16 protein-coding genes are annotated in these 18,773 nt (G+C 63.0%); 1 reads left to right on the top strand and 15 read right to left on the bottom strand.

The genetic code is table 11. The annotated features are described in order from the left end of the window. Nucleotides 1-63: 63 nt before the first annotated feature. The 8 genes from I6F31_RS31900 to I6F31_RS31865 form a co-directional block, all read right to left on the bottom strand. Complete coding sequence (locus I6F31_RS31900; RefSeq protein WP_036023852.1) at nt 64-1,032, bottom strand: TauD/TfdA family dioxygenase; 969 nt, start codon at nt 1,030-1,032, stop codon at nt 64-66. Then, complete coding sequence (locus I6F31_RS31895) at nt 1,001-1,756, bottom strand: alpha/beta fold hydrolase (RefSeq protein ID WP_225142743.1); 756 nt, start codon at nt 1,754-1,756, stop codon at nt 1,001-1,003. Before I6F31_RS31895 ends, I6F31_RS31900 begins: the two co-directional genes overlap by 32 nt. A 21-nt stretch (nt 1,757-1,777) precedes the next feature. After that, complete coding sequence (locus I6F31_RS31890) at nt 1,778-2,005, bottom strand: MbtH family protein (RefSeq protein ID WP_036013449.1); 228 nt, start codon at nt 2,003-2,005, stop codon at nt 1,778-1,780. Between the two features lie 376 nt (nt 2,006-2,381). Next, a complete protein-coding gene (locus tag I6F31_RS31885; RefSeq protein ID WP_225142741.1) occupies nt 2,382-4,721 on the bottom strand; it encodes a TonB-dependent siderophore receptor in 2,340 nt (779 codons plus the stop codon). Nucleotides 4,722-4,970: 249 nt separating this feature from the next. Then, nucleotides 4,971-6,119 (bottom strand): amidohydrolase, encoded by a 1,149-nt coding sequence (locus I6F31_RS31880; protein ID WP_225186671.1) that lies wholly within the window; start codon nt 6,117-6,119, stop codon nt 4,971-4,973. Between the two features lie 283 nt (nt 6,120-6,402). Continuing rightward, complete coding sequence (locus tag I6F31_RS31875) at nt 6,403-6,834, bottom strand: RidA family protein (RefSeq protein ID WP_225142736.1); 432 nt, start codon at nt 6,832-6,834, stop codon at nt 6,403-6,405. 18 nt (nt 6,835-6,852) lie between these two features. Beyond that, nucleotides 6,853-8,031: an acyl-CoA dehydrogenase family protein gene (locus tag I6F31_RS31870; RefSeq protein WP_225186670.1), complete on the bottom strand. Its 1,179-nt coding sequence runs from the start codon at nt 8,029-8,031 to the stop codon at nt 6,853-6,855. A 16-nt stretch (nt 8,032-8,047) separates the two neighbouring features. Continuing rightward, on the bottom strand, nt 8,048-10,366 hold the full coding sequence (locus I6F31_RS31865) for a bifunctional salicylyl-CoA 5-hydroxylase/oxidoreductase (RefSeq protein WP_225186669.1): 2,319 nt from the start codon (nt 10,364-10,366) through the stop codon (nt 8,048-8,050). A gap of 281 nt (nt 10,367-10,647) precedes the next feature. Between I6F31_RS31865 and I6F31_RS31860 the strand changes: the two genes are divergently transcribed. After that, nucleotides 10,648-11,154: a MarR family transcriptional regulator gene (locus tag I6F31_RS31860; RefSeq protein WP_036013463.1), complete on the top strand. Its 507-nt coding sequence runs from the start codon at nt 10,648-10,650 to the stop codon at nt 11,152-11,154. Nucleotides 11,155-11,166: 12 nt separating this feature from the next. Here the strand turns inward: I6F31_RS31860 and I6F31_RS31855 are convergent, their stop codons facing one another. From I6F31_RS31855 to I6F31_RS31825, 7 genes are read right to left on the bottom strand one after another with little or no spacing between them, the layout of a single operon-like run. After that, nucleotides 11,167-12,831: an ATP-dependent acyl-CoA ligase gene (locus tag I6F31_RS31855; RefSeq protein ID WP_225186668.1), complete on the bottom strand. Its 1,665-nt coding sequence runs from the start codon at nt 12,829-12,831 to the stop codon at nt 11,167-11,169. A gap of 9 nt (nt 12,832-12,840) precedes the next feature. Beyond that, a complete protein-coding gene (locus tag I6F31_RS31850; RefSeq protein WP_225186667.1) occupies nt 12,841-13,998 on the bottom strand; it encodes an ABC transporter substrate-binding protein in 1,158 nt (385 codons plus the stop codon). A gap of 52 nt (nt 13,999-14,050) precedes the next feature. Continuing rightward, on the bottom strand, nt 14,051-14,830 hold the full coding sequence (locus I6F31_RS31845; RefSeq protein ID WP_225186666.1) for a cyclase family protein: 780 nt from the start codon (nt 14,828-14,830) through the stop codon (nt 14,051-14,053). A 35-nt stretch (nt 14,831-14,865) separates the two neighbouring features. Then, a complete protein-coding gene (locus I6F31_RS31840; protein WP_225186665.1) occupies nt 14,866-16,107 on the bottom strand; it encodes an SDR family NAD(P)-dependent oxidoreductase in 1,242 nt (413 codons plus the stop codon). Continuing rightward, entirely contained in the window at nt 16,104-17,282 is a 1,179-nt protein-coding gene (locus tag I6F31_RS31835; protein WP_109144175.1) for a thiolase family protein, read from the bottom strand. The genes I6F31_RS31840 and I6F31_RS31835 overlap by 4 nt, the downstream gene beginning before the upstream one ends. Nucleotides 17,283-17,304: 22 nt before the next feature. After that, entirely contained in the window at nt 17,305-17,733 is a 429-nt protein-coding gene (locus I6F31_RS31830; protein WP_109144176.1) for an organic hydroperoxide resistance protein, read from the bottom strand. A 31-nt stretch (nt 17,734-17,764) separates the two neighbouring features. Then, nucleotides 17,765-18,547 (bottom strand): aspartate/glutamate racemase family protein, encoded by a 783-nt coding sequence (locus I6F31_RS31825; RefSeq protein ID WP_057029858.1) that lies wholly within the window; start codon nt 18,545-18,547, stop codon nt 17,765-17,767. Nucleotides 18,548-18,773: the final 226 nt, after the last annotated feature.

The raw sequence follows: 18,773 nt of genomic DNA, 5'->3' as shown, positions 1-18,773 counted from the left end.
TCCGGCCGCGCGCCGGAAATCCCCGCCGCCCGAATGAGACGTGCCGCTGATCACCCTTGCCGATCACCCCTGCCGATGAGCTTCCGCCATGGCGACGATCACCTTGCGCGGACCCCTGAACGGGGCCCGCGCGTGCGCGGTGAGCATGTTGTCGAGCATCACGACGTCCCCAGCCTGCCAGGGAAAGCTGATCTTGTGCCTCTCCAGAACGGTCCGGACCGTTGACAATGTTTCGTCCTCGATCGTCGAACCGTCGCCATAGAAGACGTTGCGCGGTAGATCGGCTTCGTCCTCGACCACGTCGAGCAGACTCTCGCGCACCTCCGGCTCGAGATTGGAGACATGGAACAGATGCGCCTGGTTGAACCAGACCCACTCCTTCGTGACCGGGTGCTGCGCCGTGCCCTGACAGACCTGGCGCGTACGGAGTTCGCCATCTTCCTTCCACTCGCATTCGATGTCGTGGCGAGCGCAGTAAGCTTCCACCTCCGATCTGGAGTCGGTGCCGAACACCTGCTGCCAATCGACGTCGAGCCCGTTGCCGTAGTTCCGCACATACATCACGCCCTTCTCGGCGAACCGCTCGCGAATGGCCGGCGGCATGTCGCGATAGATGGCGCGGCTGTCGGCGATCGGCGTCTCGCCGCCTTCCAGCGCTGGCTGCATGCAGTAGAACCAGATCTTCATCGGCCAATCGCGGGTATAGGCCTGCTCGTTGTGCAGCGGGATATGCTGGTGCGGCGGATACTCCGTGGACGTGTAGACGCCTGAGGTCACCTGCGAACGCGGCGTCGACCCGAACTCGTAGGTCAGCAGCGGGTGGCCGAAATCGGCCGCGAAGGCTCGAAACGCATCGGGACCATCGAGCGCGAAATCGCGAAACACGATGCCGCCGCTGTCGGTGAGGTACCGGTCGATCGTTGCACGCAGCATGGGAAGGGATTCGCCGAGCGGCTGCCCGGCCTCACCTGCCCTAAGCAGCATGGGAAGAGCCTTGCCCTCAATGAGTGGCTGGACGGAGAACGCGCTCATGATCCTCGCTCCGATGCAAACCGGTCGATCGCCCCGATTGCCGGGCCAGCGCCCAGCCGATCCGGTCGATCAGTTCGGCCTGCTGTGTGTGAATGAAGAAGTGATGCCCGGGCAGAATATCGAGCGTGAATGCCGCCGAGGTCTCCAGCCGCCAAGCCTCGAGTGCTTCGCGGCTGGTCTCGTCGTCCGCTCCGCCAAAAACGTGTACGGGGCACGGCAATGGACGCCGCGGCCGGTAGGCATAGGCTCCGCACATCAGAAAATCTGCGCGCAGTACCGGCAGCGCGGATCGCATCAACTCGGCATTCGACAGCGCCTCGTCGGGTGTGCCCTGAAGATCACGCAGCTCCTGCATCAGCGCCTGGTCGCTCAGGGGATGGCGCCACTTGCTGCCGTCCCGCACCGCCGGCGCTTCCGCACCCGAGGCGAAGAGAATGGCCGGCGCAGGCGCCCCGCGATCGAGCAGGCCATGTGCGAGCTCGAACGCGATCACGGCACCGAGGCTGTGCCCGAATAGTGCGTAGGGCCCGTCGAGCTGCGCGGCGAGTTCACCAGCCAGCTGTGCCGCCAGCACGCGCGGATCGGTCGCCAGCGGCTCGTCCATGCGCGCACCGCGGCCGGGCCATTCCACCGGCCGAACGTCGATCCACGACGACAGCAGCCTGCGCCACCGCGCATAGAACATGGCAGTTCCGCCGGAATAGGGCAGACAAAGAAGCCGCATCGGACGACCGGACTTCGCTGACTACGTCGTCTGCTGAGGCGACGCGCCGTCCATGAACTTGCGCAAGCTGAGCGGGCGCATGTCGGTCCACACCTGCTCGATATGGTCGAGACATTCCTTCTTGCTGCCGGACTTGCCCACCGCCTTCCAGCCGGCCGGAATCTCCTTGAACGTCGGCCAGATGGAGTATTGCTCTTCGTGATTGACGACGACGGTGAAGGTGACGTCGTCTCTGTCGAACACCATCATGGCGCGATCCCCTTTTCGGAAAGCGAAAGCAGAGACGTTTGACTAGGTGAGAAGCCGACGAGGGTCAAAGCAATATCGACGCGACTTTTTGTAAGACCTCAAAATTGGCGACGGGCGGACACAATGCAACCTCCGCGCTTGCGCGCCAATACGCGGAAAACTATTGGGATTTCAGGACGCGACGAAGATTGCTGCAATTCTAACTGCGCAAGGAGGAACTTTTCCGATGTGGCGTGATGGTGCGATTTTATCGCGGTGGTGTTTCATGACACTGTCATCAATCGCGACAAGTGCAGCTTGCTGATTATGGACCAACGAAAAACCGCCGCGGACCAGATCCACGGCGGTGCGCATCGGGAGTACCAAGGACCAGCGTTCAGAAATTGAACGTCGTCGACAGGAGGTAGGTGCGCGGCGCGCCGAGTGATACCGCGCTACTCACCGTGCGATAGGAATTCCAGTACGCCTCGTTGAACACGTTCTCCACGCTGGCGCGAACAACAATCGGCTTACCGTTCCAAGGCGACACGAATGTGTAGCGTGCGCCAAGGTCGACTCGCGTCCACGCAGGAAGCTCCTGCGTATTCGCATCGTTGGCGTAGCTCTCGCTAGTGTAGATGACCCGGCCGGTCATAGTCAGTCCCGGCAGGAACGGGGTGTCCCACTCGGCGCCGAGGTTCAAGTTAACCGCCGACACGCCGACGGGAACCTTGCCATTGTAGTTGACGATGATCGATCCGACGGAGACCGCCTGCCTGACGACCTCGCCGTCAATGAAGGTCACACCACCCAGCACCCGGAACGTCGGGGTCACCTCCCCGAAGGTGAACAGTTCGAAGCCCCGATTGCGCTGCTCGCCGGAAAGTCGCCTCGCAGGTAGGGTTTGCCCCGGCACTGCGACCGAAATAATGTTCGGACTGGTGATGTCAAATGCGCTGGCAGTAAAGCCGATCCGGCCCATATCGACCTTCATGCCGACTTCCTTCTGCTTGGTCTGAGCAGGAGGAATGATCTCGCCAACGTTCGAATACGACGTGGCGCCGACAACGACTTCGGGCGCCTTAAGGCCTTCGATGTAGTTTGCGTAAAGGGAGATGTTCTCCACCGGCTTGACGATGACCGCATAGCCGGGACTCCAGGTCGGAACGTCGACACTCGATTTGGCAGAGGTCAGCAGGTTCACGCTGTCTACGCCCGCTGTCTGCCGCCTCGCCCCGACAACAAACTGAAGCCTGTTGTTGAACATCGACATCGTATCAGCGATACCGACACTGGTAAGCTTGGTTCGCGTCTCCAGATTCTGGGCGACGGTAGCGAAGTTGGGATAAGGGATCGGAACCGGATTGTACAAGTTTGAATTGATCGCAGCGCCTGCCCTGCCGAACGAACTGTAATCTCGCTCGAAAGCCGAGTAGTTCACAGTCAAGAGATGATTGATGGGGCCGGTATCCACCGAGGCTCGCAGCCCGACCTCACCTGTATAATTGTCATAAACATCGCGCCCGCTGAATGGAACGGCCGTCCAGTTGCCGTTCGCGTTCGTGATGCGCGGCGATGGATAGACGTAGTCGATCTCGCTCTTGTGATATCCAGCCGCACCGTACGCCGTCACCGACTCCGTTAAATCGACTTCACCGCGCGTCATGGCAAACGCGTCTTTCGGTTTCCATGTCGCCCATTCCGGCATGTAATTGGCGCCGGGCTTCGGAAGGGCGGGAACTGGGATGGTGGTCGCGAACGGAGGACTGGTGGTAAACGTCAGGAACCGCAGCGGCGGCTTCAGATCATCAGCCTGATAACCGATATCCGTTGAAAAGCGCACGCGTTCACCCCGGTAGTCCAGATTGAGCACGGCGTTGCCGAACTGATCGGTCTGCCGATCATACGCAGTCGAGCCGCCCCGCGCCTCACCATTGAACCGGACGCCCCATTCTTTATGTTCGCCGTATCGACGGCTCACATCGGTTTGCAGTCCGAACTGAGACCTTGATATGTAAAGTGCAGTGAGTTGCGTGATGTCGAAGTCAGGTGCGCGCTTAGTCACCAAGTTAATGCTACCACCATTGGCACCTGCAGGCGGCATGCCGCCGAGAAGCACGCCCGGTCCCTTCAGAACCTCGACGCGCTCAAGGAAATTCGCTGACGTGGAATAGAACGGCGCCATTCCATAGAGGCCATTCATGGCGTAGTCGCCACTGTCGTGGTAGAAGCCCCTGATGTAGACACCATCGATGCCATTGCCGGCAGGCGTCTTCACCCGGACCGAGGGATCGTTGAACAGCACATCGCCGACGGTGCGCGCCTGCTGATTCTTGATCAGCTCCGCCGTATAGCTCGTCTGGTTGAACGGCGTGTTCATCACGCCGCGATTGCCGAGCAGACCGAGACTCCCGCCGGTTGCAACCTGGCCGCCTGCGTAGGCGGGCGGCACCGTGCCGACCGTTCCGGTCGAGGGCACCACATAGGGAACGGGTGCAGCCTGGCGCGGAGGCGCCGCGGCGACGGATCGCTGTCCACGCGAGGCGCGCGTCGACTGTGATCTCTGGACCGGCTGACGAGCTCTCGGCTTGGAGGCATCCACGGTCACGGGCGGCAGATTGGATTGCGCAACCGCATGCTGAAGGTCACCCGAAGATTCCATCGACAGTGCGAGATAACTCACCGCGCCCAACGATAGTGTACGCACGATTTTCCTGGCCGAGAGTTCACGCGTCATTCCTGCGCCCCAATTCCACTTGCAAGCACGTCCCCGTCGCTTCCTAACATACGACGGTGCTGCGAGAAGGAATTGGGACCTAGAAATTATCTAAGGTTGCACGACGAAACCGTCGTGATCGGAGAAGCGATTTCCTACTTCGAACTTCACTGCAAATTTTCGAAAGCTTCTAGTTTCAAATCGTTCTAAGCGCCGATCCAACATGTGGCATGCAGGCGATACGCTGTCACTCCGTCCGGAATTCTCTATTTAGCCAAGCAGGTTGCGTATGGTGCGCACGAATATTCTTGCACCAATTTCTATCAACTGATCCGGAAAGTCGTAGTTCGACTCATGCAGCCCGGGATGCTCTTTGCCGGCTCCCAGGAAAAACATCGCCGACTTCGAACGGGAGCCAAAACGTCCGAAGTCCTCGGAGCCACGCAGTGGAAGGCCCTCCGCCGAATGTCGCACCCCCTCTGCGTCCAGCGCGCTTCTAAGCTGGGCAACAGCATCGACGTCGTTTGCGCAATGATTGAAGACGTCGCGATAAGCGATTTCCGTGCTCAGCCCCTTGCCGGCCGTCACGCGCCGAACCAAGTCTTCCGCCTCCAGGCGGAGCCGTTCCATCATCATGTCGGTGCATGTTCTCAGTGTCGCCCACAATTCGCCGAAGCCCGGCGCGATACCGAACGCAGGCTCCCCAAGTCTTGCGTGGGTGACCGTCAGCATTGAGAAGTCGTCGTCTAGCTCCGTCCCGCGCCCGAGCGCGGGTATCTCCAGCAGAAGCCTGGCGAGCGCGTCTTTCGGGGAGACACCAAGCTCCGGATTCGACGCGTGCGTCGTTCGTCCTGATAATCTGATCTGCATTCCTTGCGAGGCGCAATTCACCAAACCTTCGGCAAGAGAGACCTGTCCAAGACCGAGGCCGGGAAGGTTATGCAGCGCGAAGACAAAGTCGGGCCGCATCTGCTCAAACTTCGCGTCAGCCAGAACGGCGGCCGCACCGGACCCGTCCTCCTCGGCCGGCTGAAACAGGAGCGCTACGCGACCTCGGCTTGGACGTTGCTGGCTCAGATTTTGCGCTACGGCCGCCAGAATTGCCATATGACCATCATGACCGCAGAGATGGGCCTTTCCTGCTATCAGCGATCGATGCTTGAGTTGTGATTTTTCCTGAATCGGCAGTGCATCCAGTTCGGCCCGAAGCATGATCGTCGGGCCAGACTCACGTCCATCATAGATTCCAAGCACGCCGTGACCACCGAGGCCCGAAACGATCCTGTCGGCACCCGCCGCCTGAAGACGGGCCCGCACGGCTTCCGCGGTTTTTGCCTCTTGCCCCGACAGTTCCGGCACGGCGTGAAGATGGCGTCGCCATGCCACCAATTCATTCAGATCGTTCTCGGTCAGGAACATTGGGCTTCTTTCTCACTCATGACCGGCGGCAAAACGCCTGTTGTAGTCGCTGCACTGCTCTCGTCAATTCGATCGCGCGGAAGCCGAGCTCAGTATCACGCCTCAGACCGTCTGCTCAAATTTGCAGTCGATAGATTTTTGTGCATCTCCCGGTGCACACATGGTGCACACGCCGCCCCTTAGCCGATTGAAAATATTGAGCTCTCGCTCCAATCCATCACGGGCGCCGTAGAGAGCTTTCCATCGTCGCGGTCTCGCCGCGGGCCTGCGGCCGACGCCTTCGTCAGCGCGGGACGACGGCCGTCGCCTCGATCTCGACACGCGAGGATGGCTCGACGAGACGCACGACCTGCACCAGCGCCATGCTAGGGTAATGGGTGCCAATGACCTCGCGATAGACTTTGCCGAGCGCTTTCAGGTTCGACACATATTCGTCCATGTCCACGACGTACCAGGTCAGGCGCACGAGATGGTCCGGCCGCGCGCCTCCCTCTGCCAGAATCGCGACGATGTTCTCGAGCGTCTGGCGGACCTGCGCAACGAAGCCGTCCGCAAATCGCCCGGCTGCGTCCCAACCGACCACACCACCCGTCACGATGAGTCGTCCTTCAGCCATGACGCCATTCGCATACCCCTTCGGCTGCGGCCAGCCGCTGGGCTGAAGCAGTTGCAGACCACGCGCAACGGGGGCTTCCGGCTTGCTGATCGTGCTCATGCGTAGTTCTCAATCCCTTCAGCGCGGCTTCAACAGCTCGCGGGCGACAATCAACTTCTGGACCTCGGTCGCACCCTCGTAGATGCGCAGCGCGCGGATTTCGCGGTAGAGACTTTCGACGACCTCTCCCTTGCGCACGCCGCGGCCGCCGAACATCTGGACGGCACGGTCGATGACGCGCTGCGCGGTCTCGGTGGCGGTCAGCTTCGCCATGGCGGCTTCGCGCGTCGTCGGAAGCTTCTGGACATCGCGGCGCCAGGCCGCGCGGTAGCTCAGCAGCGCCGCCGCGTCGGTGTCGGTCGCCATGTCGCCGAGCGCGGCCTGGGTCAGTTGAAGATCCCCCAGCGTCGCACCGAACATGTTTCGGCTGCGGGCATGCGACAATGCCTCGTCGAGCGCGCGACGGGCAAAGCCGAGGGCTGCGGCGGCGACCGATGCGCGGAAAATATCCAACGTCTGCATCGCGAGCTTGAACCCGCCCCCGGGCGCGCCGAGCCTACGGCTCGCGGGAATCCGGCAATTGGTAAAGCGCAACGCCGCCAGCGGGTGCGGCGCAATGACGTCGATGCGCTCGGCAATGCTAAAACCGGGATCATCCGGAAAGACGACGAAGGCCGAAATGCCGCGGGCGCCCGGCGCCTCGCCCGTTCGCGCAAACAGCGTATAGACGTCGGCAATGCCGCCGTTCGAGATCCAGGTCTTCTCGCCGTCGATGACGTAGGTGTCGCCGTCGGCCCGCGCCGTGCAGGACATCGCCGCGACGTCCGACCCCGCCTCCTTCTCGGAGAGCGCGAAGGCCGCGAGCCATTCGCCGGAACGCACCTTCGGCAGCACGGCCTTGCGCAACTCCGCCGAGCCACCCAGTGCAATCGCTCCGGAGCCAAGCCCCTGCATGGCGAAAGCAAAATCGGCGAGGCCATCGGCATAGGCCAGCGACTCGCGCGACAGGCAGATCGAGCGGGAATCGATCGACGTCGCATCGCCATCGGGCGCCGCGACCGCGCAATCTAGCAACCCCGCCGCGCCCATCGCGCGCACAAGATTGCGACAGGCACCATCCACATCATTGTGATCGATCTTGTCGAGGGCTCCCGACTGCACGAAGCGATCGAGCGCCTCGCCGATCGCAAGATGGCGGGGCTCGAAGAACGGCCAGTCCAGCCATTCGCGCCGGATCATCTTTACCACGGAGTTCATCCGATCCCTCCTTCGCTCACTGCGCGGCCACGGCAGCGGCACGCGCCAGATTGGCTTCGTATTGTCCCTTGGCGGACAGATATTGCTTTGGCCAGTTGACCGCTGTGATCCCGATGCGCGCGGCTTCGTGCAGCGTCCAGGCCGGGTCGGCGAGATGCGGCCGCGCAATCGCGCAGAGATCCGCGCGGCCAGCCGCGAGAATCGAGTTGGCGTGATCGGCCTCGGAGATCGCACCGACTGCTATCGTCTCGATGCCGACTTCGTTGCGGATCAGATCGGCGAATGGCGTCTGGAACAGGCGGCCGTAGATCGGCCGTTCCTCCTTCCAGACCTGTCCCGAGGAGCAATCGATCACGTCTGCTCCCGCCTCCTTGAACATCGCAGCGAAGATCGCGGCGTCGGCCGGCGTGTTGCCGCCTTCGGTCCAGTCATGGCAGGACAGCCGCACCGACATCGGCCGATCGGATGGCCACGCCGCGCGCATCGCCCTGAAGACCTCCAGCGGAAAGCGCGCACGATTTTCGTGGTTGCCGCCATATTCGTCAGTCCGCCGGTTGGTCAGCGGCGAGAGGAAGCTCGATAGCAAATAGCCATGGGCGCAATGAAGCTCGAGCCAATCGACACCGGCGTCGGCAGCACGGCGCGTTGCGGCGACGAAATCGTCGCGGACGCGGTCCATGTCGCTGCGGTTCATCTCCCGCGGCAACTGGCTGTGCGGCAGATAGGGCAGCGCGGAAGCCGAGATCAGCGGCCAATTGCCTGAAGCCAGCGGTTGGTCAATCCCCTCCCAGGCGAGCCGGGTCGATCCCTTCCGCCCGGCATGGCCGAGCTGGATGCCGACCTTGGCATGTCCGAGGCTATGGACCAGATCGACCAGCCGGCGCCATTGTGCCGCTTGCTCATCATTCCAGAGCCCGAGACAGCCCGGCGTAATCCTGGCATCCGGTGAGACGCAGGTCATCTCGGCAAAGATCAACGCGGCGCCGCCCATGGCGCGCGCTCCGAGGTGGGCGATGTGGAAGTCGTTGATCAGCCCGTCCTTCGCCGAATACATCGCCATCGGCGAGACCATGATGCGGTTCGCCAGCGTGAGGCCGCGCACGCGGTGCGGCGTCAGCATCGGCGGCGGTACCCGTTCGCCGTCCTCGACGGCGATGCCCGAGCGCGCGGCAAACCATCGCTCGAATCCTTCCAACCAGGCACGGTCGCGCAGGCGCAGGTTTTCATGGCTGATGCGCTGGGAACGCGTCAGCATCGAATAGAAGAATTGCGGCGGTTCGAGCGTATCAGCATAGCGCCGGCCGACCACCTCGAACCATTCCATCGCATTGCGCGCGGCGTTCTGGATGCGCGCCACGTCGACGCGGCGTACTTCCTCGTAGGCCTCCAGCACGGTCTGGATGCGGTCGCGCCCGTGACCATGGCGATCGAACTGGTTGGCGAGCTCGATGGCGTCGTCGAGCGCGAGCTTGGTGCCCGACCCGATGGCGAAATGCGCGGTGTGCGCGGCGTCCCCCATCAGCACGACATGGGAGCGGCCGTTGAACACGCTCCATTTGCCGCAGATCAGGCGGCTGAAATTGAGCCAGGCCGAGCCGCGCAGATGGCGGGCGTTGGTCAAGAGCTTCGCACCGTCGAGCGTCTCGGCGAAGATCTTCTCGCAGAAGTCGATCGACCCTTGCTGATCGAGCTCGCCCAGCCCGTGAGCATTGTAGGTCTCTTCCGTGGTCTCGACGATGAAGGTCGAGGTCTCCGCGTCGAACTTGTAAATGTGTGCCTGGAACCAGCCGTGCTCGGTCCTCTGGAAATCGAACGTGAAGGCGTCGAACGCCTTCTTGGTGCCGAGCCAGATGTAGCGGTTCGGCCGGATCACCATGTCCGGCCGGAACTGTTCGGCATAGCGGGCGCGAATCCTGGAATTCACACCGTCGGTGGCCACGATGAGGTCGGCGTCGGGGAATTCAAGATCGGACTCCACCTCACGCTCGAAGGCGAGCTCGACACCCAGAGCCTCGCAGCGCCTCTGGAGAATGTTGAGCAGATGCTTGCGACCAATGCCGATGAAGCCGTGGCCGGTCGTGCGCTGCCGCGTCCCCTTGAAGACCAGCTCGATGTCGTCCCAATGATTGAAGGCGTCCTCGATCTCGGCCGCGCTTTCGGGGTCGGCAAGACGCATCGCAGACATCATGGCATCGGAGAATACCACCCCCCAGCCAAACGTATCGTAGGGCTTGTTGCGCTCGACGACCGTGACGACATGTTCCGGATGTCGACGCTTCATCAGGAGGCCCAGATAGAGGCCGGCCGGCCCGCCGCCGATACAGACTATGCGCATGATCCCTCGCTTTCGCGCGTTGCGCCGAGCTCTCACCCAATTATTTTAAGTATAAAATATTTCCTCGACGCGTGCCTTGTCAAGGCGGTTCTGCAAAGGCCCTGGAGGGCACGCCCCTCGCCGCAGCGTCGATCTGAATTTTAGCGTAAATCGGATGCACGGCGGCGCCGATTCCGGATCCCTCGGACCCAGCCTTGAATTTACTTTTGGCACGAACTATCTTGCCAATGTCCACGAGAGCTGCGCCAGCTTTCCTAAGCCACGAAGCCCGGGAGATTCGATTGGCACTCGCGAAGGAGTCCACCCCTGTTTCGGCCAAGAACGAGACGGATCAGGAGGCTGAGTACAGGGCTCAAACACGCCTTTGGCTCCGACTGCTCGCCTGCACGTCCCTCATCGAAAGCGAGTTGCGGCGCCGGTTTCGCGAAGAGTTCGACTTCACGATGCCCCGCTTCGACGTTCTCGCCCAGCTCGACCGCGAACCAAGCGGACTTGTGCTGGGAGAGCTGCCCAAGCGCCTGATGGTCTCGGCCGGGAACCTCACGCCAATCGTCGACCGCCTGGTCGCAGATGGATACATCACCCGCACGGCGTCGAACCTCGACCGGCGGGTGCAGATCGTCTGTATGACGGTCGAAGGCCGCAAGATCTTCAGGCGAATGGCCAAGAGCCACGGCGCATGGCTTGCCGAGCTGCTGGCGGATTTCCCGGCAGATCGGTTCGATGGATTGATCGGCGAGCTCGACGAACTCAAGGCCGCCGTCAGGGACGCCTTGCAAAAACCTTGAGCGAATACGACGTCAGCGTCGTACCTTCACTCCGGCCGCTTCGCGATCCCATGTATCCGTCGTGACACCGGCATCGCGCAGCACGCCCTTCTTGATCTTGCCGTTCTCCGTCAGCGGCATCTGACTGAGGATTCGCACATAGCGCGGAATAGCGAAATAGGCGATCCGTCCTTCGCAATGCCTGACGATGTCGACGGGCTGTAGCAAGTGGCCCGGTTCCAGCAGAATCGCAGCAGCAACTTCATCCTCACCCAACTCCGACGGCAGCGGGTAGACCGCGCAGGCAGCGACCGCGGGGTGCGCCTGGATCGCCTGCTCGACCTCCCACGAGGACACGTTCTCGCCGCGCCTGCGGATGGAATCCTTCATGCGATCGATGAAGCGATAATGCCCGTCGGAATCGCGAACGACCCGATCGCCTGAGTGGAACCACAGATTTCGCCAGGCCTCCACGGTCTTCTCCGGCATGCCGAAATAGCCGGACGCGAACGCAAAGGGTTCTCTCGCGCGAAGCACGAGCTCGCCGGCCTCTCCATCAGGCAGCGCGGAATCATTCTCGTCGACGATCCGCGCCTCAATGCCATCGGCCAGGTACCCCATCGTCCCCGCCCGATCCGACGGAATCGTGCCGGCGAACACGAAATTCGTCTCCGTCGACCCGTAGCCGTCGACCAGCGGTACGCCGAAGCGCTCGCGGAACGGGCCGTGGATTTGCGGCGGCACGCCGCCGCCAAGAGCGACACGAAGACGATGCATTGACTCGTCTGCGCTCTTCGGCTGTGCCAGGAGCATCGACGCCATCGCACCGAGCAGATAGCCGACCGTCGCATTGTGCTGTCGCGCGGCAGCCCAAAAGCCGGAAGCCGAGAACTTCGGCTCGAGCACATACGTGCATCCGTTCAGCAGCGCCTGATAGAACGCATTCAGCGCGTTGGTGTGGAACAGCGGCAGCGTCGTGAACAGCACATCGCCCTCGCGGATTCCGAGCGCCCGCGCCGAATAGATGCCCCACCAGAACAGCTGCGCCTGCGGACAGCACACACCCTTCGCAGGCCCCGTGGTGCCCGACGTATAGAGGATCGCAACGGTGTCGCCGGGACGGACGGCGCCCGCCGGGGCTGCGGCGCCAAGAGGTGGCAGCGGGACCGCGGAAAGCCTGGCACCGATGGCGTCGGCGCCAGCTCCGATGATCCAGGTCCGAGGCGGCAGCTCGACACCCGCCTCGACACTCTCGACCGCGCTGGCGAACTGAGCCTCGACGACGAGAAGCGCGGGACGCGAGTTGCGGAAAACGTGGGACAGCTGGAAGCCGCGCAACGCGGTGTTGATCGGGACGGCAATTGCCCCCAGCCACGCACAGCCGAGATAGACCTGCAAGAACTCCGGACGGTTCGAGCACATCAGCGCGACCCGGTCGCCCGGCTTGACCCCGGCATCGGCCAGCGTCTGGGCCGACGCAGCTGCAATCGCCGCGGCCTGCGCAAAGCTCCAACGCGCCTCTCCGGCAACGAGCAGAAGGCGGTCGCCGTAACGCTCCGCCTGCCGCGTGAGCATCATCGAGAGGATGCGCTCGGACGGGGGAAACGACGCTATCGCGCGCGCCCAGGCAGACGTGGCGTTGTCACGGCCGACCGCATCGGTGATGTTCGCCGGCGCATCGTTCTCCATTGCGGTCATGCTCGCACCTCAAGGCAACAGCTTGTACTTGCCGTCCTCGATCTGAACCATGATGCGCGAGCGATCGTCGACTCCATGCCGGTCCGCCGGCGTGTAGGTGTAGACGCCCTGCGTCCCGACGACCTCCTTGGTGGTGAACAGTGCCTGGCGAATCGCGGTACGGAACTCAGGTGAGCCTGGTTTGGCACCGGTTGCCAGCGCACGCTTGGCGGCGTCGGCGAAGATCAGCCAGCCGTCGAAGGAATAGGACGAGAATGAATCCGTCGGCGCCTCGCCATTGGCCTTTTCGAAGGCCGCGCGGAAATCCAGGGCGACCTTCTGGATCGGATTGCTGGCCGGAAGCTGCTCCGCCGCGGTCACAGGTCCCGTCGGACACATGATGCCATTGGCGGCTTTGCCGGCCAGACGAAGGAAATCGGCGCTGATCAGCCCGTGATTGCCGTAGAGCGGTCCCTTATATCCCCGCTCGGACAGAGCGATGACCGGCAGCGCGCCTGGCGTGCCAGTGCCGCCGAGCATGATGGCGTCGGGACGCGCGGCGAGTGCGCGCAGCACCTGAGCCGTCACCGAGGAGTCCGACCGGGCATAGCGTTCGTTGGCGACGACCTTGATGCCGGCGGCCTTCGCACTCTGCTCGAGCGAATTGTACATGAGATCGCCGAACGCATCGGAGAAACCGATGAAGGCCACGGTCGTCAAGCTCTTCGCCTTCATGTGGTCGACGATTCCTTGCACCAGAAGCGGCGTGGGCTGCGGCGTCTGCACGACCCAGGGGCCGCCGTCGCCTGATGGCACCGGTGCGATCGGCGACACCGCGATCATCGGAATCTTCATTTCGATGGCCGCAGTCGCCATCGCGAGCGTCTGGGGAGCGCCGGACGTGCCGATCAGGATATCGACCTTCTCTTGCTCGACCAGCTTGCGCGCATTGCGTGCCGACGCGGTCGGATCGGAGCCGTCGTCGAGCTGGATGACCCGCAGCTTCTCGCCGCCGATTTCGCCGATATAGGCTTGACCTGCCGCGATCCCCTTTGCGTTGGGAATACCGATCGATGACACCGGCCCGCTGAGGCCGGTAACGAATCCGACGAGGATCTCGGCCTGCGCGAATTGCGGAAAGGCAAGCAGCAATGCAGTGGAAGCCACCAGGCTCTTGATCAAGTTCATGGCACCTGTCTTTCGGGAGAATTTCTTGGTCTGATTGGCGAGCGCCATGGCCTCAGGTCGAGGACACCAGAGCGATCACTCGAAGCGGGCTGCCGGAGCCGTTCTGGATCTTCAGCGGTAAGGCCACGATGACAGCGCCGGTTGGGGGAAGCTGATCGAGGTTACACAGGCATTGCAGACCGTAGCGGCCCGCGCCGTGCAGGAAATGATGCGCCGGATAAGGCGGCTCGAAGTGGCCGGCCTGCCCCGCATCCGTGCCGATGGTTTCGGTGCCGAAACCGATGACACCGCGCTCCACCACCAGCCACTTCATCACCGCCGGGTTCGGGCCTGGCGTGTGTGCGCCGTCGTCCCTGAGATTGGCGTAGTCACGCCAGACCTTCTTCGACCAGTCGGTCCTGAGCAACACCCAATTCCGCTCGGGGATCCGGCCGTGCCTGGCTTCCCAGGCTTCGACAACCGGGACGGTCAGCAGGAAATCGGGATCCTGGGCCGCCTCCGCCGAGCAGTCGATGACACAGGCCGGTGCGATCATGTCCTTGACCGGCATGGTGTCGACAGCATTGTTCGGCAGGTCCTTGCCGGTAAACCAGTGAATCGGCGCGTCGAAATGCGTGCCGGTGTGTTCGCCGAACGTTACGTTGTTCCAGTACCAGGCCGGGCCGCGGCCATCGTATCGCGATATCTCCTGGATGCGGACAGGCGCGGCCTGACCGAACTCCGGCGGCAGGACGATGACCGGAAAGTCCGGACTGAGTGTGAAGGTCAGATCGACGACGCGCACCGCGCCGGAAGAAATCGCACTCGCTAGCTCCAGGAGATTGCTTTGCATCGTCAAGTCCTCCAGCTCGGTTGAAATCCCGCTTCTTATCGGTCGAGCTCGCGCTCGAGCGCTTTCGGATTGGCCGCGAGACGTTGCCGGATCTCTTCGGCGACATCTCCGACATACATCTCTTCGAGTCCGTTCTTGAGGCCCGACACGACCGCCTGCGCAATCACGCGCGGCGCGACCTTGGGCGGCGGCACGGTCTGGAACCATTCGGTGTCGACAGGGCCGGTGAACAGGTTCATCACCCGGACGCCGCCCGGCCGCAGCTCCGCGCGCAAGCAATGCGACAACGACAGGCAGGCGGCCTGCGAAGCCGAGTAGGCGCCGAAGGCGGGCCAGTTCGCCAGTGCATAGACCGAGAGAATATTGACCCATGCCGCGCTGCTGTTGATGCCGTCGGCACCGCGCATCCGCATGGCGGGGCCAAAGGCTTGAGCGAGATTGATGAAGCCGAGATAGGCCTGATCGATCTCGTCCCGTGCGATGCTCGTGCCCCTGCGGTCGAGCAGGCCGCCCGGCCGGACATATTCCGTCGTGTTGACGAGAATATCGACCTTGCCGCCGATGTCGGCCGCAAGATCGGTAGCCGATTTTTCGTCAGCAGCATCGAGAGTCACGATCTCGATCCCTTCCTGGCCGCGCAGCCGCTCCTCGCCGGCGAACGGCCGCCATGGTTCGGCAACGCCGACGAACACCGTCTTGGCGCCCGCCGCCTTCAAAGCGGCGACGGCTTCCTGACCGATGACGCTGCGGCCGTTGGTGACGAGCGCGCGACGGAATTTCGGATCGGCCGTCATTTCCCGCCACTGCTTGTCGTCTGCCATGTTGGGAGTCTCCCCTTCGGGACGGGCAAAGGCCACCGCCTGGCCGCTCTTGTCGAGTTGCAGCGACATGCTGACGGCCGCGCCCTCTGCGCAGTCGGCATGAAGATGTGCGACGATCATCGGACCGCAATCCATCTTGATGAGGCCGATCCGCCACGGCGCCCGTTCGCGGAAATAGACGTCGCTCGGCACCCGTGCGGTTGTCTCGGCAAGCAGTACACCTCGCCGCGGCGCATCGACGAAAGCGAGGCCGGCCGAAAGACAAGACGGGCAGGCTTCGCGCGCCGGATAGGCAAAGGTGCCGCAAGCCTCGCAGCGCTGCAGCATAAAGCGGCCTTCGGCGGCCGCGCGCGTGAACCCGTGCGACATCCTGCTGCGCGGTCGCGGTGGCGAGGCCGGTAGCCGCGTCCGCAGCAGCGGGTTCTTGCGCCGGGGCGGCTTGATCTGCTCTATCATCGCGACGGTCCAGCAAGGATCGCGGCACCCGAGGCGAGACCACGATCATAGTTGATCATACCGAACCCCGAGGCCAGAGCGAGGCTCGCATTCCTGACCTGCGTGGGACCGGCACTGCCCAGAACCTGCCGCAACCCTTCAACGAGGCCGAGATAGGCGCCGGCGGCACCGGCCTGCCCGACCGAGAGCTGTCCGCCCGAGGTGTTGTGCGGGAAGTCGCCATCGATGGTGAGATCGTGTTGGCGCACGAACTCAGCGCCCTCGCCCTTCTTGCAGAATCCGAGATCCTCGAACTGCATCATCGTGATGACGGGATAGTCGTCATAGGTCTGCACGACATCGAGATCGTCAGGCTTGACGCCGGCCATCGCATAGAGCTCGTCGACATCCATCGCCCAGCCGCCGCGCACCTGCATCGGATCGTCGGCAAAGGCATTGTGTCGCTCGATCGTCGAAAGGAGTCGCGCGGCGGGCAGCTTCAGCGATGACGCCGTCTCATCGCGCATCACGAGGAAAGCTTCCGCGCCCGCACAGGGCATCACGCAATCAAACAGGTGGATCGGATCGGAAATCGGCCGGGCCGCCAGGTATTGCTCGAGCGTGAGCGGAGCCTTCATGAGCGCATGCGGGTTGCGCAGGGCATTGGCGCGCTGGGCGACAGCGATCTTGCCGACGTCCTCGCGCGCGACGCCGAACATTCGCATATAGTTGCGCGCAATCAGCGCAAAGCTGGCATTGGCGCCGCCCGCGCCGTAAGGATAGACGGCGTCCTGATTGAACCGCGAGAAATTCTCCAGCGTCAGCCTGAACGAATCGACGTGATTGGTGTCGCCAGCGACGCACGCCACGATGTCGGCATCGCGCGCCTGAACCGCGCGCGCCGCCTTGCGCAGCGCCGCAATAGCGCTGGCGCCGCCGAGCGGGATCGTATCCAACCACCGGACGCAGAGCCCGAAATGCTGTGTCAATCCGATGCCACTGTCCGTGCCCATGGTGAAACTGGAGACGCACAGGCCGTCGATGTCGGAGGCCTTGATGCCGGCCTGCGCGACGAGCGCGCTCAGCGCCCGCCCGATCCACCACTGCGCGCTCTCGATGGAGTAGCGCACATAGGGAATCGTGACGGGAGCCGCGATCACCACGCCGTCATATGGTGCGCGCAAGGTGTTGGTCACCGACCGCCCTCGTTCATCCGCCTCAGACCACCGTCAGTTTCACGTCAATATTGCCGCGGGTTGCGTTCGAATAGGGGCAACGCTCATGCGCACCGGCAACGACCTCTTCGGCCACGGCCTTCTCGACACCGGGCAGGCTGACCTTCAGCTCGACAGCGAGCGCATATCCGACGGGCACCGGCCCCATCGCAACCTTCGCAGTCACGGACGGCTCGGCAGAGGGCACCACCTTCCGCGTGCGCGCGACGAGCTTGACCGCGCCGAGAAAGCAAGCGGCATAGCCGGCCGCAAAGAGCTGCTCGGGATTGGTGCCTTCGCCGCCGGGACCACCCATCGATTTCGGCAAGGACAGGGACACCGAGAGCAGACCGTCAGCGCTGACCGCCTTGCCATCCCGACCTCCGGTCGCCGTCACCTCGGTCTCGTACAGGATCTTTTCGGGGGTCATCATTATTTGTTCTCCAGGAACGGTTTTTCGAGGACTAGCGGCTGTTACGGGCAAGTAGCGCGCGGAAGTCATCGCGGGCCTGGGCGCTGGCCCGCCTGAAGCTCGGCCCGCGGCTGGGCTCGGTGCCATTGAGCTTCCGGAGCTGTACCCACATCTCGGCACTCTTGAGCGCCACGGCCGCGCAGTTGACCACCGGAGCGTGGCCGACCTTCAGGCCATGCTCTCGCCCGATCAAGAGGCCTGGCAACACGCCGGCCGGGATCACGACATCCGCGCCGCGTTCCACCAGCGGGAGCGCGCAGGCGACGAAGTCCTTGATCATGCGGGCTTGCGCGGCAGCGTTTCCGGCGAACGCATCGGCGAAATCATCCGGCCTGCAGCCAAGGCCGGTCACATGGACGACGCGATCGCCGAGGCCGTAACGCTCGGCCTGCTCATAGTGCAAGACCTCGAAGACGGGATCGAGCGTCACAAGACCCAGCCGCCGCCCGAGTTGTGAGGCCGCCAGCAACGTCGCCTCGCCAGTCCCAATCACGGGAATGTCGAGCGCCGAGCGCAGCTCGTAGAGTCCGGGATCCTGAAAATGCCCCATGACGAAGGCGTCGAACCCACCCTCCTCCGCTGCAATACCGTTGTCGATTGCCTGGACCGCACAGCGCAATTCCGCGAGCCGTCCGAACTCGCGGTCCGGCGGACTGATGCCCTGGACGTGGACCGTCGTGCCTGGCGCAGCGATGTCGTTCAGGTATTCCGACAGCCGCGCCATGTAGGGCGCATTCACGCTCGCATCAACAAAGCTCTGCCAGAAGATGCGCATCGTCCTTCTCCTCAAGCGGTGATCGGAGGATCGGTCGTCGGCTGCCGATGAATATATTTCAACCATAAACTAATTGACGCGTCAAATGCGCGCGGCGGCGACGGCGACCAGTGCCGTCGGGGTCAAGGCGAGCACGGCGTTTTCTATGGGTCGATGAGCGCAGGAGCGCCGCACACTGACGAAATTGTATGCAACAACATTTTTTTCTGACAGCCCCGTGACACGT

The organism is Bradyrhizobium sp. NBAIM01, from assembly GCF_020194115.1.
GTDB lineage: Bacteria > Pseudomonadota > Alphaproteobacteria > Rhizobiales > Xanthobacteraceae > Bradyrhizobium > Bradyrhizobium yuanmingense.
This window is presented reverse-complemented; position numbering and strand designations above follow the sequence as displayed.